Below are 22,755 nucleotides of genomic sequence, written 5' to 3' on the forward strand. Positions count from 1 at the left end.
TATCGGAATCGGTCATGCCGATCATTGTGTTGAAGGCCTATAACAACAGTATAGTGCCCGCTTTAGCAAGGTTTTCCATGGAATCCAAAGCGGAGACCCTCGTCATCAGTGACCGATCGATGCCGCCTCGTGCATCTCCGCGTTGAGACGCCGCTCTTCGTCGGCCTTCGGCTTCGAGAAGCGCGCAAGAAGGTAATAGGCAACCGGCGTCACGTAGAGCGTGACGATGGTGGCAAGGCCGAGCCCGCCGACGATCACCCAGCCGAGCGCGATGCGCGCCTCGGCGCCCGCGCCGGAGGCGGCAACCAGCGGAATGCCGCCGAGCACGGTGGAGATCATCGTCATCATCACCGGACGGAGCCGGAGCATGGTCGCATGCTCGATCGCGTCGCGCACGCTCTCGCCGCGATCCCTGAGCTGGTTGGCGAATTCGACGATCAGGATGCCGTTCTTTGCCATCACGCCGATCAGAAGCACGAGGCCGATCTGCGAATAGATGTTGAGGCTGGTCCCGGTCAGAAGCATGGCGATGAAGGCGCATCCGATGCCGAAGGGCACCGTCGCCAGGATGATCAGCGCGCTCCAGACGCTCTCGAACTGAGCGGCAAGCACGAGGAAGACGATGATGATGGCAAAGCCGAACACCATGCCCATGCCCGAAGCGTTCTCATCAAGGGCGGCCGCCTCGGCCTGGGCCTGGACATGGGCGCCCGGCGGCAGAAGCGGCTCGGCAAGCTCCAGAAGGCGCTGATAGGCGTCGCCCAGCGCCACGCCGGGGCCGAGACTCGACGACAGCGATACGGCCGCCTGTTGCTGCTCGCGTTCGAGCGTCGGCGCGATGGATTTCTCCTCAAGCGAGGCGATGGTCGACAGCGGCACGATGCGTCCGTCTCCGGTGCGCAGGAAAATATTCCTCAGATCGCTCGGATCATCGACCTTTCGGGTGTCGGCGCGCAGCTGGACATCATAGGATTCGCCGTCGATGAACACCTCGCCCACCGACCGGCCGTCAAGCAATGCCATCAGCGCCTGGGAGAGCCCGCCGATATCGATGCCGAGATCGGCCGCGCGCCGGCGATCGAGGGCAAGCGCCAGCTGTGCCTGCGTCGCCTCCTCGGAAAGGCGCGGGGCGGAGAACATCGGATCGGCTTCCATGGCCTCGACAAGCGCGCTCGCGGCTTCCGTCAGCCGTTCATGGCTGGAACCGACAAGGGCGACGGAGAGCCCGTTGCCGGCGCCGCGGATATTGAGCGAGTTCGGCTGGAAGGCGAAGGCGCGCACGGCCGGAATGCTGCCGGAGGCGGCGTTCACGTCGCGGGCGATCATGTCCTGCGTGCGCTCGCGATCGGCCCAGGGCGCAAGCGACATGACGACGAAGCCGCTGTTCGTGTTGCTGCCGAAGCCGGAGATCGAGAAGACGCTCTCGATCTCGCCGCTGTCGATCAGCGGCTGGAGCTTTTCCTCCACCTGCTGGATGCGGTCGCGGGTATAATCGAGGCTGACGCCCTGGGGCGCGGAAACCCGCATCATCAGCATCGACCGGTCCTCGCGCGGCAGAAGCTCGGTGGTGAGGTTGGCATAGGCGAGATAGGCCCCGAAAACCAGCAGGCCGGCCAGCGACAACAGCACCAGCGGCGCGGCCAGCACCCAGCCGAGCGTCACGGCATAGAAGCGCGCAAGGGCCGTGCCGAAACGCGCGATCGGCCCGGGTTTCTGATCCTTGTGGCTCACAAGAATGCGCGATGCCAGCATCGGGCAAAGCGTCAGCGCCACGAAGGATGACAGCATCACGGCGAAGGCCAGAACGAAGCCGAATTCACGGAAAAGTCCGCCCGCCTGCCCCGGCAGAAAGGAGAGCGGCACGAATACCGCGGCAAGCGTCGCCGTCGTGGTGATGACGGCGAAGAAGACCTGGCGCGTGCCGAGAACCGCGGCCGCGCGCGGACCCATGCCGTTCGCCCTGAGACGCACGATGTTTTCCAGGACCACGATCGCGTCATCGACGACCATGCCGGTCGCCAGCACGATCGCCAGAAGGGTGAGGATATTGACGGAGAAGCCCGCCACATAGATCGCGGCCAACGTGCCGACCAGCGCCACCGGCAGGGTGATCGCCGGAATGATGGTGGCGCGCCAGTCGCGCAGGAAGACGTAGATAATGGCGACCACGATCATCGCCGCGAGGATGAGCGAGCGCACCACTTCCTCGATCGAACCGGAAATGAACACGGCGTCGTCGCTCGAAACGCGGATCGTCGTGCCTTCGGGCAGGTTCGGCGCAATCTCGTTGACGACCCGGTGGACGCCCTCGGAAATTTCCAAAGTATTCGACTTCGCCTGGCGGACGATACCGAGGCCGATTCCGGGCTGGCCGTTATAGCGCAGCGCCGTTGCCGCCGTGTCCGGCCCGAAGACGACGGTCGCGACATCGCCGAGACGGACATTCTCGGCCACGCGGATATCGGCAAACTCTTCCGGCGTGGTGATGTCGGCGGTGGCGCGCACGCCGAGCGCCTGAGTGGTGCTGGTCAGCGAGCCAGCCGGCACGTCCCAGGAAATATCCGACAGCGCCGATGTCAGGTCAGCCACCGAGAGGCCCCGGCTTGCAAGGGCGGCCTGGTTGATATCAATACGAAAGATCTTCTCCCGCTCGCCGTAGACGGCGACGTCGGCCACGCCCGGCACGGCGGCGAACCGATCCTCGATCTCATCGCTGACAAGCTCCGTCAGGTCGTCGATATCGAGCGTGGAGGACGTGATTGCCAGTCGGACGACCGGCTGGGCATCGGAATCCGCCTTGACGATGCGCGGTTCGTCGGCATCGTCCGGCAATTGTCCTTCGACCCGGCCGACGGCGTCGCGCACATCCATGGAGGCGACGTTGATATCCGTATCCTTGCTGAATTCCAGCGTCACCCGGCTTGAGCCGGTGGAGGACTGGGAGGACATCGACTGCAGGCCCGGTACGCGCGCCACCGCGCCCTCGATGACGTTTGTCACCTCGCGGTCGACCGTTTCGGGTGCAGCGCCCGAAAATGTGGTGCGCACGGTGATGACCGGCTGGTCGACATCGGGCAGCTCGCGCACCTCGACGCCGAAAAAGGCGGCGAGACCGGCCACGACGATCAGGGCGTTGAACACCGCAGCGAGAATGGGTCGGCGCACGAAGAGCGCGGTAAAGCCGTGCTCGCTCTCATGCTCGGCGATCGCCTTTTCCGCTTCGCTGCGGGCATCGCTCGTCTGGTTATCGGCCGCCGTCTCTTCGCCGGGCTTCTTGTCGTTCTCGAGGTCGCTCATGATGCGGACCCCGCGCTTTCGCGCTGCGGCGCGCCGGAGGTCATCTCGCTGACGGACGCCCCCTCGCGCAGGCGCTGTATGCCCTCGATGATGACACTGTCCCCCTCGCCCAGTTCGGCATCGACGAGGACCACGTCCGGGTCGCGCTGGATGATGCGCACCCGCGTCTTGGTCGATTTGCCGTCGACGAGTTGCCAGACATAGGCCCCGTCGGAATCCCACTGGATCGCAAGCGGATCGACGGCCGGATAGACATCGCCCGGAAAACGCATCGACACGTCGAAGGACATGCCGGCGCGCAGCGAATCGTCCTCATTGTCAAGGCGCGCGCGCACCATGAAGGTGCGGCTTGCCGCGTCAATCCGGTTATCGACGGCCTGCACTTCGCCCTCGAACACCTGCTGTGGCGCGGAAACGAGGCTCGCCTCGACCGGTGCGCCGGGCCGGATCGCGGTGGCGAAACGTTCCGGCACGGAAAAATCGACCAGGATCGAGGAACGATCGTCGATGGTGACGATTTCGGACGAGGTCGTAACATAATCGCCGACATTGACCGGGACGATGCCGGCAACGCCTGCGATCGGCGCAACGATGCGGCGACGCGCAAGGTCGAGTTCGGCGGCCTCGAGGTCGAGCGCGGCCGACCGCTCGGCGATCTCGGCATTATAGACCTCGAGGTCGGAGATCGCCGACTTGATCCTGCGATTGACCTCCGCCTGGCGCGCGGCGCTTTCGAGCGCCACCTCGGCCAGATTGCGGGCGAGCACCTGTTCGCGGTCATCGAGCACGGCGATAACCTCTCCCTTCTCAACCGTATCGCCCGAGGAAAGGTTGAGCTCGGTGATCGTGCCCGCTTCCTCCGGAAGCACGGTGACCGAGCGGATCGCCTCGCCGCTGCCGATCGCCGTCAGTTCGTCATTGACGGTGCCCGTGGTCACCGGCGCGCTCACCACCTGAATGCCGCCTCCCGCAAAACCGCCGGGGGGACGACCGCCGCCGCTGTCTCCCGACTTCGCCTCCAGAACGCCGTAGGACGTCAGCACATCGCGCCCGCCGGGCGCCAGAAAGAGCCATGCCGCGGATCCGATCGCCAGAAGACAGACACTCACGGCAACCTGCTGATAGAAACGCATCAATGACTCCGGTTTTCAAAGAGGATGCCGACGGTGGCGGCCTGTGGAAAGCGATAAGAATATGAGTGGAATTATCCAGATCACCCGGCTCACTGCAAGCCACGGAATGAAACCTCACCAATTTGTAATCTTTGCGCGCATCCGTCGCCTTCTTCATGCCGCATTTCCGAACGGAAAAACCCCGCTCTGTGCATATTTTGTTCTCATTTCGATGCATGCCTTCACCTTTGCCCCTCAAGCCACTAGATTGGCCCCATGATTCACGGCCACGACGACATACCGTTCTTCGACGACGATGACGAACCGCGCAAGCCGGCTGCGCCCGGCGGGAACCCCGGACAGGCGGGCGGGCTCGCCGCGCGCGCCATGGCGGCGCGGCGCGCGCCCGATCCGCCCGATTACCTCACCGGTCTCAACCCCGAGCAGCGCGATGCCGTGGAGACCATCGAGGGCCCGCTCCTCGTGCTCGCCGGCGCGGGCACCGGCAAGACGCGGGTGCTCACCACCCGCATTGCCCACATCCTGGCTTCCGGCCGCGCCTATCCGAGCCAGATTCTCGCCGTCACCTTCACCAACAAGGCCGCCCGCGAGATGAAGGAGCGGATCGGCGTTCTCGTCGGCGGCGCGGTCGAGGGCATGCCCTGGCTCGGCACGTTCCACTCCATCGGCGTCAAGCTTTTGCGGCGCCATGCCGAGCTCGTCGGCCTCAGGTCCGATTTCACCATTCTGGACACGGATGACGTAATCCGCCTGATCAAGCAGTTGATCCAGGCCGAGGGCCTCGATGACAAGCGCTGGCCGGCGCGCCAGTTTTCCTCGATGATCGACGGCTGGAAGAACAAGGGGCTGACGCCCGAGCTCATTCCCGAAGGCGACGCCCGCGCCTTTGCCAACGGCAAGGGACGAGAGCTCTACAAGGCCTATCAGGACCGGCTGAAGACGCTGAACGCCTGCGATTTCGGCGATCTCCTGTTGCATCCGATCCGGCTCTTCCGTGAAAACCCGGACATATTGAAAGAGTACCACCGACGCTTCCGCTACATTCTGGTGGACGAATACCAGGACACCAATACCGCCCAGTATATGTGGCTGAGGCTTCTCGCCCAGCGTCCGGGCGGGGATGACGGTCCGGTCAACATCTGCTGCGTCGGCGACGACGACCAGTCGATCTATGGCTGGCGCGGCGCGGAGGTCGACAACATCCTGCGCTTCGAGAAGGATTTCCGTGGCGCGAAGGTCGTCCGGCTGGAGCGCAACTACCGTTCCACGGCCCATATACTGGGCGCTGCCGGCAATCTCATCGCGCATAATGACGGACGCCTCGGCAAGACGCTGTTTACCGAGCGTTCCGATCCCGATGACGACAAGGTTCAGGTCCATGCCGCCTGGGATTCGGAGGAGGAAGCGCGCGCGGTGGGCGAGGAGATCGAACAGCTGCAGCGCCGCGGCGAGCTTCTGAACGACATGGCCATTCTGGTGCGCGCGTCGTTCCAGATGCGCGAGTTCGAGGACCGGTTCGTCACGCTCGGGCTCAACTACCGCGTCATCGGCGGCCCGCGCTTCTACGAGCGGCTGGAAATCAGAGACGCGATGGCGTTCTTCCGCCTCACCTGCCAGCCTGCCGACGACCTTGCGCTGGAGCGGATCATCAACACGCCGAAGCGCGGCCTGGGCGATGCCAGCGTGCGCAAGATCCATGACTATGCCCGCGCCCGCGACATTCCGATGCTGGCGGCGGCGCGCGAGATGATCGACACGGACGAACTGAAGCCGAAGCCGCGCAAGGCGCTGTTCGACGTCGTCACCCAGTTCACGCGTTGGCAGGAGCTTCTGGAGACCACGCCGCATACGGAGCTTGCGGAGATTATTCTGGAGGAAAGCGGTTATACCGAGATGTGGCAGAACGACCGTTCCGCCGAAGCGCCCGGCAGGCTTGAAAACCTGAAGGAGCTGATCCGCTCCATGGACGGATTCGAAAGCATGCGCGGTTTTCTGGAACATGTGTCGCTGGTGATGGACGCCGACCAGAACGAGGAGATGGACGCCGTCTCGATCATGACGCTGCATTCGGCCAAGGGTCTGGAATTCAAGACCGTGTTCCTGCCCGGCTGGGAAGAGGGCCTGTTTCCGCACCAGCGCGCGCTGGACGAGAGCGGGCGCGCCGGCCTCGAGGAAGAACGCCGCCTCGCCTATGTCGGCCTGACCCGCGCCAAGCGTAACTGCCACATCTGGTTCGTCTCCAACCGGCGCATTCACGGGTTGTGGCAGTCGACCATGCCGTCACGCTTCCTCGACGAACTGCCGGAAGACCATGTCGAGGTCGGCGAGACCGAGGTCTCCTATGGCGGCTACGGCCAGTCGCGTTTTGACCGCGCCGCGCCGTTTTCAAACACCTATGCCACCCCCGGCTGGAAACGGGCTCAGGAGAATCGCAACGATGCAACCCGCGACAACTGGGGCACGCGCTCCGGCCATGCCGTCGAGCGCATCGGCTATGGGGAGAGCGGGCCGCGCGGACGCACGATTGAAGGCGAGCTCGTTGCTCGCAGCAGCGAAGAGACGCCCTCCAGATTCGCGGTCGGCGACCGCGTTTTCCACCTCAAATTCGGCAATGGCAACATCGCCGCAATCGAGGGCAACAAGCTGACGATCGACTTCGACAAGGCCGGACAGAAAAGGGTTCTCGACGGTTTCGTCAAGCCGGCCTGAGCGCGAACGATGTTTCGTTGCCGCTCCCCGGGCGATTCCGTCCCCTTGTCTTTTGCATTGCACAATGCAAGGTCGCGGGAAATATTCTTACTTATTTAACCTGTCATTATTTAGTGTAAGCTTACACACTAATCGTATTCCGTTTATTCGTTCTCAGGTTTATTGGGTTCCCGATTCATCTTGACGCACAAGGCCTCCTTATAACATGCAGTTGGCAACGAGAAAGGCGCGACGATACGAACGGCATATTGCCGGCGTTGTGCTGGCGGCCTTCATGTTTGTGGCGGCGGCCGCGACCGGGCTCAAGGCTCAGGTTCCCGTCATTCGCCTTCCCGACTTCTTCGAGGACAGTCCCGTGGCGATGCTGCTGATCGAGCCGATGAACGGCAGGATCCTTGCAGCCAATCATGCCGCTCAAACCTTGTACGGCTGGAGTTCCGACGAATTCAGGAGGCTGTTCGTCTCCGATCTCAACCAGATGTCGGAGGACAAGATCAAGGTCCAGCTGGACAATGCGCGCACGGGCAACCAGCACTATTTCCTCTTTCCGCACCGTTTCAAGGACGGCACGATCCATACGGTGCGGACATTTTCCTGGCCGATCATCCTGGAGCAGAAGACGCGGCTCTTCTCGGTCATCGCGGAAGCCCATGACGTGCGCTCCGGAGGGGAGCCGCTGGCGGCCTATTCGTCAAACCTTGAGGATGCCGTGCGCCAGAAATCAGCGGAGTTGCGCGCGACCGACGGCCTTTTGAACCTGACGCTCATTTCCGCGATCGCCGTGCTTTCCGGCATCGTGATCATTCTCGGCATCGTCCTTATCCGCGGGCGGCGGCTGGTGCGCGCGCTCGGCCGTCAGCACCTGCTCCTGCGCGTCGTGATCGACGCCATCCCCGACCAGATCTATTTCAAGAGGCCGGACGGCACGCTGGAGGCCTGCAACCAGGCGGCTGCGGAGTTTGTCGGCATGCCGGCGGAGATGATCGTCGGCAAGACCGACCGCGAGATTTTCGGGCACAGCACCGACGCGCTCCTGATGCAGCAGGTCTTCTCCGATGTGAACAACCAGGGCAAGCTGATCAACCAGGGCGAGGTCACCAATCCGGCCGGGCGCAAATATACGCTCGAGATGATCAAGGCGCCGGTCATTGATACGCGCGGCGAGCGGCTCGGCTCCGTCAGCGTCTGGCGCGATGTCACCGAGCGACGGCGCACGGAAGCCAGGGTCGAGGCGCTTGCCTATTATGATCCCCTGACGAAGCTGGCGAACCGCGCCAAGGCGCAGGAAGTGCTGCTCGGCTTCCTCGCCACGCACAAGGTCAATCAACAGTTCATGGCGATCGCGATTTTCGACCTCGACAGCTTCGCCGCCGTGAATTCGATCTTCGGCCACAATATCGGCGACGCGCTTCTGAAAACCACGGGCAGGCGCCTCAGCAACAATATCGACGCCGGCTCCTTCACGGCGCGCCTTTCCAGCGACGAATTCGTGGTGTTCCTGACCGCGCTCGGCGGGGATGAGGCCAGGGCGCGCGAAGCGGCGCATGAGAAGATAGAGGACCTGCACGCCTGCCTTTCGCGCCAGGCCACCATCAATGGCAACCAGATTACGCCGAGCGCCAGCGCCGGCGCGGTTCTGGTCGGCCCTTCCTCGGAAGGGGCGGAGGAAGAATTGCGACGCGCCGACCTCGCCATGCACAACGCCAAGTCGCGCGGGCGCGGCAGCATCAACTGGTTCCACAGCGGCATGGTCGACGATCTCGTCGCCCGCTTCGATGTCGAAACCGCGCTGGAAAAAGCCCTGCAGAGCGACGGGTTCAGGCTGTTCCTGCAGCCGAAGATCATCGCCGATGCCCCGGGACGGCATTTCGAGGTTCTGCTGCGGCTCGACCATCCCGAGCGCGGCATCGTCGGCCCCGGCAGCTTCATCGCCGTGGCGGAGGCGACGGGACTGATCGTCCCCATCGGCGCATGGGTCCTCGAGGAATCCTGCAGGATGCTCGCGGAAAACCCCGACCTGCACCTCGCCGTCAACGTTTCGGTCCGCCAGTTCCTCCGGGAGAAATTCGTCGACGACCTTGCATCGCTTCTCGATCATCACCAGTTCGATCCCGAGCGGTTGACGCTGGAGATGACGGAAAGCCTGATGATTGCCAATTTCGACCTGGCGCTCGCGCAACTCAGGAAGATCAGGGCGCTCAGAATCAGGCTGTCGATCGACGATTTCGGCACCGGCTATTCCGCGCTTGTCTATCTCAAGCAGTTCCCGCTGAACGAACTGAAGATCGACAAGACATTCATTGCTGGCGTACCGCATGACAGCAGCGACACGTCCCTTGTGGAGTTGATCATCACCATGGCCCACCATCTTGGCATATCGATCGTGGCCGAGGGCGTGGAGACGCGTGAACAGGAAGCATGGTTGCGCAGTCAGGGTTGCGAAGGCCTGCAGGGCTTTCTCTTCAGCCCGCCCCAGCCGGCCTCCTACTATCTCAAAACCTGAAACGGTCGCGGACCTCTCCCGCCCCGCAGATCGTCAGATACCGGAGCGAAAACATGAAAGCCCTTCTGCTTGTCGATATCCAGAACGGTTTCTGCCCGGGCGGCAACCTCGCCGTCGCCGACGGCGATGCCGTGGTACCGGTCGCCAACCGCCTGATCCGGGATGGCGGTTATGACGTCATTGCCGCCTCGCAGGACTGGCACCCGGAAGGCCATGGCTCCTTCGCCTCGGTCCATCCCGGCAGGAAGCCATTCGACATGGGCGAGCTTGGCGGAAAGCCACAGGTGATGTGGCCGGATCACTGCGTCCAGAACACCGAGGACGCCGCGTTCCATCCCGACCTCGACATTGCGGCGGTCGACTACATCCAGCGCAAGGGCGAGAACCCCGCGATCGATTCCTATTCGGCGTTCCGCGACAACGAGCATCATGCCGTTACCGGACTTGCCGACTACCTGCGGCAGAAGAACGCCACCGTGGTCGACATAGCCGGCCTAGCGCTCGACTTCTGCGTGAAGTTCACCGCGCTCGACGCCCGCGAGATGCTGCCCGGCGTGACGGTCCGCGTGATCCTCGAAGGCTGCCGCGGCATCAGCGAGGACGGTGTGGAACAGGCGCTCGCTGAAATGCGCGAGGCCGGCGTCGAGATCATCGATCTCGGGACCGCGACCGGCGGCAAGAGACCATAGCCGCAAGCCGGCGGGCAAATGCCGTCGGCGAAGCCTCTCTGGATGTGAGCTTTCAGGAGGTTGCCCATTCGGACGCACAAAGGACGCTCTCTAACCTGTTGAATCTACCCATCGGCCCGAAAATCGATTCCGTTTTTCGGGCCGATGCGCTAGTGCATGCTCGCCGCAACCAGCCAGCATGCCGCGGCGAAGCCCGAAGCTCCGGTCCGGATATGGTTCAGCCGCGTCCAGCGCCGGGCGTAGTTCGGCCAGTAGGCAGCCGTCTCGTCCGGCCGGGCGGACACCCGCGCAAGATGCCTGTTCATCGGGACATTGCCCAATCCGGTGACGGCGAACACGCCGGAATAATAGGCAAGCGCTCCGGCGAGGACCAGAAACCGCGACGGCCCCGCGCCCTGCAGGAAGGCCAGCAGCGCCAGCGCCGCGGCGACCGGCAGAAATCCGGTGAACAGAACCATGAAGACCGATCGATAGACCGTCCGGTTCAGCCCGACCATGCCGGCTGCTCCGGCATGGTCGGGCGCCTCGGCAAGCCCCCGCATGACGAAATCGGAGAAGCTGAGGAAGACGCCGGCCAGCAGCGCCATCAGGAAACCGGCGCTCAGTAGCAATACTGTCATTCAGCCCTGCTCCTTCAGCTCGAAAGACCGACGGCGCGGCCCAGATAGGTGGTTTCGCCCAGCTGACGGGAAAGGAAACGCGCAAGGTCCGCCCGCGCGATCTTGAGGTCCAGCCCGCGCGCTGCCGGCGACACATCCTCGATCACGGGACGGCGCGTGGCCGCGTCGGTGAAGGCGGAAGGCCGGACGATGGTCCAGTCGAGCCCGCTCGCCGCCACCATTTGCTCTTGCAGCTCGTGATCCCGAAAGACCGGCGCCAGCAGCGCGCCGAACATCACCCGCTTCCACCAGAAATTCAGGTTCGGCCAGCTTTCCCGTGCGCCAAGGGTCGACTGGCAGATCAGACGCCGGACACCGTGCGCCTGCATGGCCTGGATGACGTTCAGCGTGCCTTGCGAGCGGATGACACTCCTGCGCGCGGTTCCGGCGCCCAGGGTGATCACCACGGCGTCATGACCGGCAACCGCATTGAGCACCTCTTCGGCGTTCAGCGCATCGCCTGCGAAACGGTTGAGGTCCGGGTGGTCGAGCTTCAATCTCTCCGGGTGGCGGGCAAAGGCGGAGACCGTGTGGCCGGCCTTGATCATTTCTTCCGCGGCGAGCCGGCCGATGCTGCCGGTGGCTCCGAATATGATGACTTTCATTGCGGTTCTCCTTCGAGGAATGATGCAATCGATTTACTTGACACGATGTAAAGTTGACACGACGTCAATAGACGATAGATTGACATCATGTCAAGTCAGCAAACCGATACGCGATCGCGCATACTCGAAACCACCTGGAAGCTTCTGGAATCCGGAGACACGGCCGTGCGCATGTCCGATATCGCCAAGGCGGTCGGCATCAGCCGCCAGGCTCTCTACCTGCATTTTCCCAATCGCGCGGAGCTTCTGGTGGCCACGACACGGCACATCGACAGCGTCAAGAACGTCGACCAGCGCCTGGCGCCCAGCCGGTCTGCACGCTCGGGCGTGGAGCGTCTGCACGCCTTCATCGAGGCCTGGACCGGTTACATCCCCGAGATACACGGGATCTCGGTCGCGCTGCGCTCCATGCGTGACAGTGACAGGGAGGCGGCGGAAGCCTGGGACGGGCGGATGCGCGCGGTCCGCCATGGTTGCGCGGCCGCGATACGGGCAATCGCCGAAGACGGCCGCCTCGCGCCGGAGCTGACGGAAGAGACCGCGACAGACCTGCTCTGGACGCTGCTTTCGGTGGAAAACTGGGAGTGCCTGGTGCGCGCCTGCGGCTGGCCGCAATCACACTATGCGGACATGACGAAGAAGCTGGCAGAGCGGGCGCTGCTGGCTGAGGCCGAACCCGATCACCTGCCGCCTGCCGGCGTTCGCCGAGGGTAGAAAACGCGGCTGCGCGCAGCGCTTCAGGCCGGCATTTCCAGCGCCGCGATCTCGTCGCCGAAACTTTCCATCCGCTTCATCAGCAGGGCCTCGGCGTCGCGCAGGCCGCTGTTGTAGAAGACCGGCGCGAATTCGCGCGCGATCACTTCGGCAAACAGCTCGGCCTGAAGCGTGCCGATCTCGCAATCGAGCTCCTCGGCGCAGTAGTCCCTCAACCGCTCCGAAAGAGCGGCCTTTTCGCGGGCGCTGAGTTTAATCATGACGCGGTCCTCCGGTTTGATCGCATTATCAATTCTTCTCATTTGTGCACGCAATGCAAAGACGGTAAACGGGTGGACAACCTCCCATCCCCTCCTGCAGCCTGTCCGCCGCTTCCCATGGGGAACCCGCCCGAATTGAATCAGGAGTCGCCTTCCTTTGCGAGAGAGTTCAGAATTTTCAAGCGGCCTTCGCTCCGGCATCGTGCCGGCGCTTTCGGCCGCCCCCTTCGGCATGCTGTTCGGCGCGGTGTCCGTCACGCAGGGCCAGAGCGTCTTCGAAACGGCGTTGATGAGCCTGACGATCTTTGCCGGCGCCAGCCAGCTCGTCGGCGTCGAGCTTTTCGGCCAGCGGGTCGCGCCCTGGCTGATCATTGCCTCGATCGTGGCCGTGAACTTCCGCCATGTGCTCTATTCCGCCGCGCTGACGCCGGTCATCGCGCATTTCTCGCTGCCAAAAAAGCTGATCGCCTTCTTCCTGATGACCGATCCGCAATTCGCCGAAGCCCTCAAGCGCCACGAAGAGGAGGAGCGCGTCACCTTCTCCTGGTATCTCGGCGCGGGTCTCGTCCTCTATGTCCTCTGGAACATCATGACGCTGATCGGCGCAACGCTCGGCGGCTTCATCAAGAACCCGGAGGCGCTCGGACTCGACATCCTGCTGCCGATCTATTTCCTCAGCCTGGTCATGGGCTTCAGGAAACGGCCGAACTACCTGCCGATCGTCGCCGCAAGCGCGCTCGGATCGATCCTCGCCTATGCCACGGTCGGGTCTCCCTGGCATGTCAGCATCGGCGCGCTCGCCGGCATCCTGCTGGCCGCCCTCCTGCCGCCCGGCAAGACCAAGGAGGCGGCGCAATGAGCGATTTCACCAATGACCACATGATTCTCGTCATTTTCGGCGCGGCGGTCGCCACCTATCTGACGCGCATTGCCGGCTATGTCCTGCTCTCGGTGGTCTCGGACATTCCCCCGCGCGCCGAAGCGGCGCTCAATGCCATACCGGCAGCGGTGCTGACGACGCTGGTGGCGCCTGCATTTTATGCCGGCGGCTGGGAAGGCAAGCTTGCGATCGCGGCAGCCCTTCTGACGGGGCTGCGTTTCAAGTCGCCATTGCCGATGATCGCTGTCGGCTGGTCGGTGGTGATGGTCTGCCGCTATTTTATCATCGGCTAGCACGTCGACCCGAAAATCGGAATCGATTTTCGGGTCGATGCGTAAATTCAATAGGTTAGAGCGTCCTTTGTGCGTCCGAATGGACGCATGGGGCTCCAAGCGGCCGGGTCGCCGCTTCCAGCCAGGCCCGCTCCCAGTCGTCGGCAACGAGCGGCATCAGCTTCTCGCGCGTTTCGGCGTGGTAGGCGTCGAGCCAGTCACGCTCCTCCTCTGTCAGAAGTCCGGCCATGACGAGGCGCAGGTCGATCGGGCACCAGGTCAGCGTCTCGAAGGAGAGCATCGGGATCTCACCGCCCTCGACCGGCTCCGCCGCCTTCACCAGAAGCAGGTTTTCGATGCGGATACCGAATGCGCCGGGACGATAATAGCCGGGCTCGTTCGACAGGATCATGCCGGGCTTCAGTTCCGGGCTTCCAAGCCGCGAAAGCCGCTGCGGTCCCTCGTGAACGGAAAGATAGGAACCAACGCCGTGGCCCGTGCCATGGGCATAGTCGACGCCGGCCTTCCACAGCGCGATGCGGGCCAGCGGATCGAGGTCCATGCCGCGCGTGCCTGCCGGAAAACGGGCCGCCGAAAGCGCGATCATGCCCTTCAGCACCAGCGTGAAGAACCTGCATTTCTCCTCGTCCACCGCCCCGATGGCAAGCGTGCGGGTGATATCGGTCGTGCCGTTCTGGTATTGCGCGCCGGAATCAACCAGATAAATCTCGCCGTCGCGAAGCACCCGGTCGGTCTCGGTGGTCACCCGGTAGTGAATGATCGCCGCGTTCGGCCCCGCGCCGGAGATCGTGTCGAAGGAAATGTCGCGCAGCGGGTTCTGCATGCGCTCGCCCACCGAAGCGCGCGCGGCCTCAAGTTTCGTCGCAGCCTCGATTTCGCTGACGGCTCCGGGGGCCTCTCCGTCAAGCCAGCTCAGGAAGGAAACCATCGCCGCGCCGTCCTGCAGATGCGCCGTGCGCGTGCCGGCCTGTTCGCCCTCATTCTTGATCGCACGGGCGGCGACAACCGGATCGGGCGCATCAATCACCGTGCCCCCCGCCTTCTCGATGAGTTCGACGCAGGCATAAGGCACGGCGGAACGGTCGAGCATGACCGCCTCGCCCGCAAGCGCCGCGAGACGGCCAGAAACGGCTTCGGGCGCTTCGAGCGCAGCAAGGTCATCGATATGCGCCCTGGCCTCGCCGGAAACCTTCTCGGGGGAGAGGAACAGCACGGCGCTGCCGTCCGCCTTCACGATCGCGCGCGAGAGCGGTGCGGGCGTATGGGCGACATCATTGCCGCGAATGTTGAACAACCAGGCAACAGAGGTCGAATCAGCGATCAGCACCGCATCAGCCCGCTTGTCGCGCGCAGCTTTCGCGATGTCGTCCAGTTTCTCCTTCGCCGGCTTTCCGGCAAATTTCTGCGGCTGCACGGTCACCGGCGTTGCGGGCGGCGCGGGCCGTTCCTGCCAGATCCGGTCGATCGGGTTTTCGGGAAGCAGGACAAGCTCCCCGCCGATCTCGGCAAGCGCGGACTTCAGCCGCTCGACCTCGCTTGGCGTATGCAGCCACGGGTCGATGCCGAGCCGTATGCCTTCCGGTCTGTTTTCGGTGAGCCATGCAGCAGGCGGGCAGCCGACCAGATCGCCGCCGGCAATCAGCGCCGGGTCGGTCTGAATCTTCAGCTGCGAGGTGTAGCGGCCATCAACGAAGACAATCGCGGTCTCCGCCATCACCAGCGCCACCCCGGCGGACCCGGTAAAGCTGGTGAGGAAGGCGAGCCGTTCGGCGGACGGCGGCACATACTCGCCCTGGTATTCATCCGTGCGCGGCACGAGAAAGGCGTTGATGCCGAGGGAGGGAAACAGATCGCGCAGGGCCTTGATGCGCGGGGCGGCCTGCTCCGGGCGGGCGGAAACGTCAAAGGACTGAAACATGAAAATCACCAATCAATTCGATCGGCGCGACGATAGAGCGTTTGAAGCGGCATCACAACAATCCGCCGTGGCCGATCATCCCGGAGCGCGAAGGGTTCAAGGCCCGTACACAGGCATCGCTGCATAATATTCGTGCAGCATGACAGGTGTTTTGCCAGTTCCTGAAATATGCATGCGTTTTCTGCATGGCTCCCATTCGGCTTCCCACCTGCCAGACGGTGAAGCCAGGGTCTATATTCCAGACAGTTGATTGATGAAGGCTTCGCGCCGGCGGTGATCAAAGGGATCAGCGCTGATAGCCGCGAAGCGGAATGGACCGAGGGACGGAAAGCCGTCCGGCATGGTCTACAGGAAAAGGAGAACTGAAAATGGGTTTCTTCCGTAGCGCTTACAAGAACATTGCCAATGCCCGTCAGAGCCAGGCCAACCGTTTCGTCAATGCCGAACTGCTGAAGCTTGACGACGAATCCCTGAAGAAGCTGGGCAAGTCGCGCGACGAACTGCGCCGCAACGCCAACGGCTCTATGCTGTTTTAATCGAGCAAGTTTCCGGCGCAGCAGATGCGTCGTGCAGACCCCGCAATCCGCTTGAGCGTCCTCCCCGCTCGCGGAGCGCCGCAGGTCAGCAAAACAAGGGCCATGCCTCAGGGCATGGCCCTTTTCTTTTGGCCGAAGCCTCAATCCATTTCCGGAAAAAGCAGCTCCACGACATAGCTCGCGTCAAACCGCGTATCGAGCATGCCGTAGGTGGAGCGCCAGCCCGCCGCCAGCCGGGTTTCAAGAAAGGCGTCGGCGATGCGGCCGGCGCCCAGCCGGTAGAGTTCGGCGGCCGCTGCCGCAAGCGCCAACTGCTCGATGAAGATACGGGCCGCGCTTTCATGGTTCTTGCACAGCGCCATGGCGGCGCGCAGCAATTCGACGATCTTGGCGCCGGAGGCCCCGAGATCGCGCGCGATCACCTGAAAGACGGCCTCGAACAGGTCGCTGCCGTGCTCGACAACGCGCCTCAGATCGAGCGCCATCATGTTGCCGGCGCCATCGTTCATCGCAAGGCCCGGCGCATCGCGATAATGACGGGTGATCGGCCGGTCCTCGATGAAGCCGTTGCCGCCCATCACCTCCATCGCCTCGGCCACCACGGCGGGGGCGATCTTTGTGGTCCAGTATTTGGTCACCGGCGTCATCACCCGGGCGTAAGCCGCCTCCTCGGCGCTGTCGCGGGCACGATCGAAGCTCTCGGCAAGACGGAAGGAAAGCGCGCCTGCCGCCGCCACGTCGAGCGCAAGATCGGCAAGCACCCGCATCATCAGCGGCTGGCTCACCAGAGCCTTGCCGTGAACGCTGCGACCGCGCGCGGCATGAGTCGCCTCGGCAAGGGCGGCGCGCATCAGACCCGAGGCCATCACGGCGCTGTCGAGCCGCATCAGGGTCAGCATGTCGAGAATGGTTCTCAAGCCGGTATCCGGCGCGCCGAGCAGAAAGCCGAAGGCATCGGAAAACTCGATCTCGGCTGCGGCGTTCGAGCGCAGTCCGAGCTTGTCCTTCAGCCGCTGATAGCGCAGGGCGTTGGTGCGCCCCTCGTCCAGCAGGCGCGGAACCAGAAAGCAGCCCGGCTTGCCGTCGACATCGGCAAGCATGATGAAAGCATCGCTCATCGGCGCGGAGACGAACCACTTGTGGCCCGTGAGGCGATAGACGCCTTCGCTGACACGCGCGGCCTTTGTGGTCAGCGCGCGCGTGTCGCTGCCGGCCTGCTTCTCGGTGATCGCCAGCCCGACGGTCGTCGCCGTTTTCTGCGCCTGCGGACGGTTGGTCGAATCATACTTGCGCGACAGGATTTTCGGCGCCCATTCCGCGCGCAATTGCGGCGTCGCCGCCAGAACCGCAAGCGAGGCGGAAGTGGCGGACAAGGGCTCCAGATGCCCGCATTCGAGCTGTGCCGTCAGGAACAGGCGGACGGCTCTCAGCTTGTGCGCCTTCGATTTCGAATCGGCATCGCGCGGCGGTTCCCAGAGCGAGGAATGCAGCCCCGACGACATGGAGCGGCGCAGAAGCGCGTGCCAGGCCGGATGGAAAGCGACCGTGTCCAGCCGCTCGCCGGCGGGACCGTGAGTCTTCAGTTGCGGCAGGCTGGTATTGGCCATCTGCGCCAGTTCCTGCGCTTCCGGCGAGGTCACGTAGCGTCCGATCGTGTCGAACTCGTCACGCAGCGGACGCGCCAGATTGCGCGTCAGATCGCCGAGAAGCGGATCGGAATGAAAGGCGTTGTACCCGCTCCACGGTTTCGGCTGGTTCAACGTCCTGAATACATCATTGTCGCTCATCGACGTTCACGCACTTCTATTTGAAGACAGATCGCAGAGTTGGCACGGTTCGATATAATCTGTCAAAGCTTGCGGCAAAGCCGGCGAGCCATTATAGACGCCAGGACTTCAAGCGATAGACCGCACGGCCTCATATGGAGGAAAGCTTCATGGTCTTCTTTCCCCACCGCCACCTGATCGGCATCAAGGGCCTTTCGCCCATTGATATCGGCACGCTTCTCGACAAGGCCGAAGAGGCCATAGCATTCAATCGTTCCCGCGAAAAGAAGAACAGCGTTCTGCGCGGGCTCACCCAGATCAACCTCTTCTTCGAAGCCTCCACCCGCACGCAGGCCTCGTTCGAGCTTGCCGGCAAACGCCTTGGTGCCGACGTGATGAACATGTCGGTCGGCAATTCATCGGTGAAAAAAGGCGAAACGCTGATCGACACGGCGATGACGCTGAATGCCATGCACCCGGATGTGCTGGTGATCCGACACGCCTCGGCGGGCGCTGCCGCGCTGCTTTCGCAAAAGGTCGCCTGCTCGGTCATCAATGCCGGCGACGGCGCGCATGAACACCCGACGCAGGCCCTGCTCGACGCGCTCACCATCCGCCAGGCCAAGGGGCGGCTCGACAATATCGTGGTCGCCATCTGCGGCGACATCCTGCATTCGCGCGTTGCCCGCTCCAACATCATCCTGCTCAACACGATGGGCGCGCGCGTGCGCGTCGTCGGACCGGCAACGCTTCTGCCCGCCGGGATCCGCGACATGAGCGTCGAGGTCTTCGACAATATGGAAGACGGGCTGAGGGACGCCGACGTGGTGATGATGCTGAGATTGCAGCGCGAGCGCATGTCCGGCGCCTTCGTGCCCTCGATCCGCGAATATTTCCGCTTCTGGGGGCTCGATGCCGAAAAGCTGAAGGCCGCCAAGGAAGACGCGCTGGTGATGCATCCCGGCCCAATGAACCGGGGCGTGGAAATTGCCACCGACGTTGCCGACGGCCCGCAGAGCGTGATCGAGAAACAGGTGGAAATGGGCGTCGCCGTGCGCATGGCCGTGATGGAAACGCTGATGCTCTCGGACAATGGAGGAGCACGCGCATGAAACCGCTGGTTCTGAACAACGCCCGCATCATCGACCCATCCCGCGACCTTGACGAGGCCGGCACGATCATCGTCGAGGACGGCCGCATTGCCGCCGCTGGGCGCGACGCCGCCAACCAGGGCGCGCCGGACGGCGCGGACGTCGTCGATTGCCGCGGCCTTGTCGCCGCCCCCGGCCTCGTCGATGCCCATGTCTTCGTCGGAGAGCCCGGCGCCGAGCACACCGAGACCATCCATTCGGCAAGTCTTGCGGCGGCTGCCGGCGGCATCACCTCCTTCGTGATGATGCCCGACACCCACCCGCCGATCGATGATGTCGCGCTGCTGGAATTCGTGCTGAAGACCGCGCGCGACAATGCCGTGGTCAACATCTTTCCCGCGGCCGCGCTGACCAAGGGTCTTGCCGGCCTCGAGATGACGGAAGTGGGCCTGCTGAAGGGCGAAGGCGCGGTGGCCTTCACCAATGGCCGCTATTCGCTCTCCGACAACCGCGTTCTGCGCCGGGCGATGACCTATGCCCGCGCCTTCGACGCCGTGGTCTCGCTGGAGCCGCGCGACCGTTACCTCAGCGAGACCGGCGTGATGAACGAGGGGTTGTTCGCCAGCTGGCTCGGCCTTTCCGGCATTCCGCGCGAGGCCGAGATCATTCCGCTCGAACGCGACCTGCGGCTCGCCGCGCTCACCGGCGCGCGCTATCACGCAGCCCTGATCTCCGTGCCCGAATCAGTCGAGGCGATCCGCGTAGCGCGCGAGCGCGGGGCCTTTGTTTCCAGCGGCATCTCGATCAACAATCTGACGCTGAATGAAAACGACATCGGCGAATACCGCACCTTCTTCAAGCTGACGCCGCCGCTGCGCCACGAGGAGGACCGGCTGCAGATGGTCGAGGCGCTGAAGAACGGCCTGATCGACATCATCGTCTCCTCGCATGATCCGCAGGATGTCGACACCAAGCGCCTGCCCTTCTCCGATGCCGAGGATGGCGCGATCGGGCTTGAGACCATGCTCTCCGCCGCGCTCCGCCTGCATCATTCCGGCGAGGTGCCGCTGATGCGGCTGATCGACGCGATGTCGACCCGGCCGGCAAAGGTGTTCGATCTGGATGCCGGCACGCTTCGGCCCGGCGCGCGGGCCGATATCACGCTGATCGATCCGGAAGAGCCGTGGATCGTCACGCCGGACCGGCTGGTCTCGCTTTCGAAGAACACCACGTTCGAGAATGCCCGTTTCTCCGGCCGCGCCGTCAGGACCTATGTCGCCGGAAAATGCGTCTACCAGGCCAGCTAGGAGAGGATGAGCATCGTGGGGGAACTGTTCGCTTTCGACCTGACACCCGTTGACGCGCTGATCGTGATCGCGATCGGCTATTTTCTGGGGTCCCTGCCCTTCGGCTATCTCATCACCCGCATGGCCGGCCTCGGCGACATCCGCAAGATGGGCTCCGGCAATATCGGCGCGACCAATGTTCTGCGCACCGGCAAGCGGCATCTCGCCGCCCTCACCTTGCTGCTCGACGCGCTGAAGGCAACCTTCGCCGTCATCATCTGCGCCAAGCTTTACGGAACGGATGCGGGACTTATCGCGGGCGCGGCGGCCTTTATCGGCCACCTCTTCCCGGTCTGGCTCGGCTTCAAGGGCGGCAAGGGCGTGGCGACCTATATCGGCGTGCTGCTCGGCATCGCGCCCGCCGCCGTCCTGATCTTCGCCTTCGTCTGGCTGCTGGTCGCCCGGCTTTCGCGCTATTCCTCGCTGTCGGCGCTTGTCGCAACGCTTGTGATTCCGGTTGCCTTGTGGATAATGGATCAACCGCAGGCTTCACTGGTCATGGCCGTCCTCACCATCATTTCCTGGTGGCGGCACAAGGCCAATATCGAACGCCTGATCTCGGGCAAGGAAAGCAGGATCGGAGACAAGGGGTGACGGACAGTCTGGCTTCTCAAGGCGGCGCTTCGGCGCTGCGCCATAAAAGGGAAGCCGCCCGTTGAGCGCCTCCGGCATTTCGCTCTCCGAGAGCCAGCGCATCGCCTGGCTCAGGCTGATCAGAAGCGACAATGTCGGCCCGGCGACCTTTCGCGAACTCATAAATCATTGCGGCAGCGCCGAAAAGGCGCTCGACATGCTGCCCGAATTGGCAAAGCGCGGGGGCGCCATGAAGCGCATCCGCGTTGCCAGCATTGCCGATGCCGAACGCGAGATGGAGATGGCCGCCCGCCATGACGGCCGCTTCGTCGCCATCGGCGAGCCCGACTATCCGCCGGCCCTGCGGGCGATCGACGGCGCGCCGCCGCTTCTGGCCATGTGCGGCAGCGGCGAGACCGCGAGGCGGCCGACGCTTGGCATCGTCGGGGCGCGCAACGCCTCCGTCGCCGGCGCCAAATTCGCGGCCATGATTGCCGGCGCGGCGGCGGGCGCGGGCTACACGGTGGCCTCCGGCCTTGCCCGCGGCATTGACGCCGCCGCCCACCATTCAAGTCTGAAACACGGCACGCTTGCCGCCCTTGCCGGCGGCCTTGACCGGATCTATCCGCCGGAAAACGCAGAGCTCTACCGCAGGATCTGCACGGAGGGTGGCGTTGCCATCAGCGAAATGCCTTATGGCTGGGAGCCGCGCGCGCGGGACTTTCCCCGGCGCAACAGGCTGATCGCGGGTTCCGCGCTCGCCATCGTCGTCGTCGAGGCCGCCATGCGCTCCGGCTCGCTGATCACCGCGCGGCTGGCCAACGAGGCCGGCCGGCTGGTGCTTGCCGTTCCCGGCTCGCCACTCGATCCGCGCGCCCAGGGCAGCAATGGCCTGATCAAACAGGGCGCGATGATCGTCTGTTCGCCGGAGGACGTTCTGGAGGCGCTCGCGCCGCTGTCAAACCTTGATCTGCCATTTACCGGCAACGCCGGAGAGGAGCCCGAGCCGGAGGGCGAGGCTCCCTCCGAACCGGCCGAGGACGATCGTCAGCGCGTTGCCGAGGCGCTCGGCCCGAGCCCCTGCGAGATTGACGACCTGATCCGGTTTACGGGGGTGAATGCGGCCACCGTTCAATTGATCCTTCTGGAACTCGATCTCGCCGGCCGGCTGGTCCGCCATCCCGGCGGACGGATATCTCTTGCGTGATCGGTTGTTCATCTCCGATCAAAAAGGTATCAACGCAACCACCCTGAATTGAAACTAATATCAGATTTCTACTTTCCCCTTACCTTCGTGATCAGTTGGGACTGAACTTCACCCGCCTCAAGATAGGCCATGTCGATCAGGTAGCATAAAATTTCCGTCCCTTCCTTGTCAGAAAGGCGACGAAGCTGGCCAAGTATCTGCCTTATATATATAATTTCGTCTTCCGTCAGTCTTCTTTCATTATCGTTCCCGGAGATGTTCGCTGGCATGTATTCACCCATAAGCCTTGCCTGGCCGTTGTTTCGCCATGACTTCGTCTTGTTTTGAACAATACCGCTCCAGCGCGGGATTGCAATTGATAAAGGTATTGTCTTGCGGTTGTCGCTGGTTGTATTTGCGTGAAAATCCACAACGGCCCTTGACCGGACGTCAAACCCTGTCCATTTCGACACTCGAAGGAACCGGCACGAAGGTCGGGTTTGCACTGCCCCCCGTTTTCGCGGTAAAGGCAGTGCCGATCGAGCTTGAGAGAACGCTTGCGACGACAGGACCGTGGACTTCTGCCACGCCTTTTCG

The 22,755-nt window shown here is 63.4% G+C and carries 20 protein-coding genes; 12 read left to right on the plus strand and 8 right to left on the minus strand.

What is annotated here, in order from left to right; all coding sequences use genetic code 11:
• Window positions 1–105: 105 nt before the first annotated feature.
• Together JET14_RS14870 and JET14_RS14875 are read right to left on the minus strand one after the other, a co-directional pair.
• Window positions 106–3,297, minus strand: a complete 3,192-nt coding sequence (locus JET14_RS14870) for an efflux RND transporter permease subunit (RefSeq protein WP_200334524.1) — start codon at window positions 3,295–3,297, stop codon at window positions 106–108.
• Complete coding sequence (locus JET14_RS14875; RefSeq protein ID WP_200334525.1) at window positions 3,294–4,430, minus strand: efflux RND transporter periplasmic adaptor subunit; 1,137 nt, start codon at window positions 4,428–4,430, stop codon at window positions 3,294–3,296. Before JET14_RS14875 ends, JET14_RS14870 begins: the two co-directional genes overlap by 4 nt.
• Window positions 4,431–4,685: 255 nt before the next feature.
• On the opposite strand from JET14_RS14875, the gene JET14_RS14880 reads away from it, so the two are divergent.
• The 3 genes from JET14_RS14880 to pncA all read left to right on the plus strand — a co-directional run bounded on the left by JET14_RS14880 (window position 4,686) and on the right by pncA (window position 10,331).
• A complete protein-coding gene (locus JET14_RS14880) occupies window positions 4,686–7,139 on the plus strand; it encodes an ATP-dependent helicase (RefSeq protein WP_200334526.1) in 2,454 nt (817 codons plus the stop codon).
• 211 nt (window positions 7,140–7,350) lie between these two features.
• Window positions 7,351–9,642 (plus strand): sensor domain-containing protein, encoded by a 2,292-nt coding sequence (locus tag JET14_RS14885; protein WP_200334527.1) that lies wholly within the window; start codon window positions 7,351–7,353, stop codon window positions 9,640–9,642.
• Window positions 9,643–9,695: 53 nt separating this feature from the next.
• Window positions 9,696–10,331, plus strand: coding sequence for a bifunctional nicotinamidase/pyrazinamidase (gene pncA, locus JET14_RS14890; protein ID WP_200334528.1), 636 nt, complete (start codon window positions 9,696–9,698; stop codon window positions 10,329–10,331).
• Window positions 10,332–10,480: 149 nt separating this feature from the next.
• Here pncA and JET14_RS14895 read toward each other — a convergent pair whose 3' ends face one another.
• Together JET14_RS14895 and JET14_RS14900 are read right to left on the minus strand one after the other, a co-directional pair.
• Window positions 10,481–10,951: a DUF1772 domain-containing protein gene (locus JET14_RS14895; protein WP_200334529.1), complete on the minus strand. Its 471-nt coding sequence runs from the start codon at window positions 10,949–10,951 to the stop codon at window positions 10,481–10,483.
• A 14-nt stretch (window positions 10,952–10,965) separates the two neighbouring features.
• Window positions 10,966–11,595 (minus strand): NAD(P)-dependent oxidoreductase, encoded by a 630-nt coding sequence (locus JET14_RS14900; protein ID WP_200334530.1) that lies wholly within the window; start codon window positions 11,593–11,595, stop codon window positions 10,966–10,968.
• A gap of 87 nt (window positions 11,596–11,682) precedes the next feature.
• Here JET14_RS14900 and JET14_RS14905 point away from each other — a divergent pair, with 87 nt between their 5' ends.
• Window positions 11,683–12,309 carry a TetR/AcrR family transcriptional regulator gene (locus JET14_RS14905; protein ID WP_200334531.1) on the plus strand — a complete coding sequence of 209 codons (627 nt, stop codon included), beginning with the start codon at window positions 11,683–11,685 and terminating at the stop codon, window positions 12,307–12,309.
• 23 nt (window positions 12,310–12,332) lie between these two features.
• Here JET14_RS14905 and JET14_RS14910 read toward each other — a convergent pair whose 3' ends face one another.
• On the minus strand, window positions 12,333–12,569 hold the full coding sequence (locus tag JET14_RS14910) for a DUF2164 domain-containing protein (protein WP_036237216.1): 237 nt from the start codon (window positions 12,567–12,569) through the stop codon (window positions 12,333–12,335).
• A 157-nt stretch (window positions 12,570–12,726) separates the two neighbouring features.
• Here JET14_RS14910 and JET14_RS14915 point away from each other — a divergent pair, with 157 nt between their 5' ends.
• A complete protein-coding gene (locus JET14_RS14915; RefSeq protein ID WP_200334532.1) occupies window positions 12,727–13,428 on the plus strand; it encodes an AzlC family ABC transporter permease in 702 nt (233 codons plus the stop codon).
• Entirely contained in the window at window positions 13,425–13,742 is a 318-nt protein-coding gene (locus JET14_RS14920; RefSeq protein ID WP_200334533.1) for an AzlD family protein, read from the plus strand. The genes JET14_RS14915 and JET14_RS14920 overlap by 4 nt, the downstream gene beginning before the upstream one ends.
• Window positions 13,743–13,797: 55 nt before the next feature.
• On the opposite strand, the gene JET14_RS14925 is transcribed toward JET14_RS14920, so the two are convergent.
• Window positions 13,798–15,660 (minus strand): aminopeptidase P family protein, encoded by a 1,863-nt coding sequence (locus tag JET14_RS14925; RefSeq protein ID WP_200334534.1) that lies wholly within the window; start codon window positions 15,658–15,660, stop codon window positions 13,798–13,800.
• Between JET14_RS14925 and JET14_RS22920 the strand changes: the two genes are divergently transcribed.
• Both JET14_RS22920 and JET14_RS14930 read left to right on the plus strand, forming a co-directional pair.
• Window positions 15,659–15,787, plus strand: coding sequence for a hypothetical protein (locus JET14_RS22920; protein WP_281435273.1), 129 nt, complete (start codon window positions 15,659–15,661; stop codon window positions 15,785–15,787). The genes JET14_RS14925 and JET14_RS22920 overlap by 2 nt on opposite strands.
• Before the next feature lie 241 nt (window positions 15,788–16,028).
• A complete protein-coding gene (locus tag JET14_RS14930; protein WP_024708374.1) occupies window positions 16,029–16,196 on the plus strand; it encodes a hypothetical protein in 168 nt (55 codons plus the stop codon).
• A gap of 140 nt (window positions 16,197–16,336) precedes the next feature.
• Here the strand turns inward: JET14_RS14930 and JET14_RS14935 are convergent, their stop codons facing one another.
• The gene (locus JET14_RS14935; RefSeq protein WP_200334535.1) at window positions 16,337–17,983 is read right to left on the minus strand and encodes an acyl-CoA dehydrogenase family protein; all 1,647 of its coding nucleotides are present in this window, start codon (window positions 17,981–17,983) and stop codon (window positions 16,337–16,339) included.
• A gap of 149 nt (window positions 17,984–18,132) precedes the next feature.
• On the opposite strand from JET14_RS14935, the gene JET14_RS14940 reads away from it, so the two are divergent.
• The 4 genes from JET14_RS14940 (at window position 18,133) to dprA (ending at window position 22,179) form a co-directional block, all read left to right on the plus strand.
• Window positions 18,133–19,074, plus strand: coding sequence for an aspartate carbamoyltransferase catalytic subunit (locus tag JET14_RS14940; RefSeq protein WP_200334536.1), 942 nt, complete (start codon window positions 18,133–18,135; stop codon window positions 19,072–19,074).
• Complete coding sequence (locus JET14_RS14945; RefSeq protein WP_200334538.1) at window positions 19,071–20,360, plus strand: dihydroorotase; 1,290 nt, start codon at window positions 19,071–19,073, stop codon at window positions 20,358–20,360. The genes JET14_RS14940 and JET14_RS14945 overlap by 4 nt, the downstream gene beginning before the upstream one ends.
• Window positions 20,361–20,366: 6 nt before the next feature.
• Window positions 20,367–20,993: a glycerol-3-phosphate 1-O-acyltransferase PlsY gene (plsY, locus tag JET14_RS14950; RefSeq protein WP_200334540.1), complete on the plus strand. Its 627-nt coding sequence runs from the start codon at window positions 20,367–20,369 to the stop codon at window positions 20,991–20,993.
• 61 nt (window positions 20,994–21,054) lie between these two features.
• Window positions 21,055–22,179, plus strand: a complete 1,125-nt coding sequence (gene dprA, locus JET14_RS14955) for a DNA-processing protein DprA (protein WP_200334543.1) — start codon at window positions 21,055–21,057, stop codon at window positions 22,177–22,179.
• Window positions 22,180–22,247: 68 nt separating this feature from the next.
• On the opposite strand, the gene JET14_RS22760 is transcribed toward dprA, so the two are convergent.
• Window positions 22,248–22,589 carry a hypothetical protein gene (locus JET14_RS22760; protein ID WP_246750328.1) on the minus strand — a complete coding sequence of 114 codons (342 nt, stop codon included), beginning with the start codon at window positions 22,587–22,589 and terminating at the stop codon, window positions 22,248–22,250.
• Window positions 22,590–22,755 lie beyond the last annotated feature (166 nt).

Source organism: Martelella lutilitoris (genome assembly GCF_016598595.1).
Lineage (GTDB): Bacteria > Pseudomonadota > Alphaproteobacteria > Rhizobiales > Rhizobiaceae > Martelella > Martelella lutilitoris_A.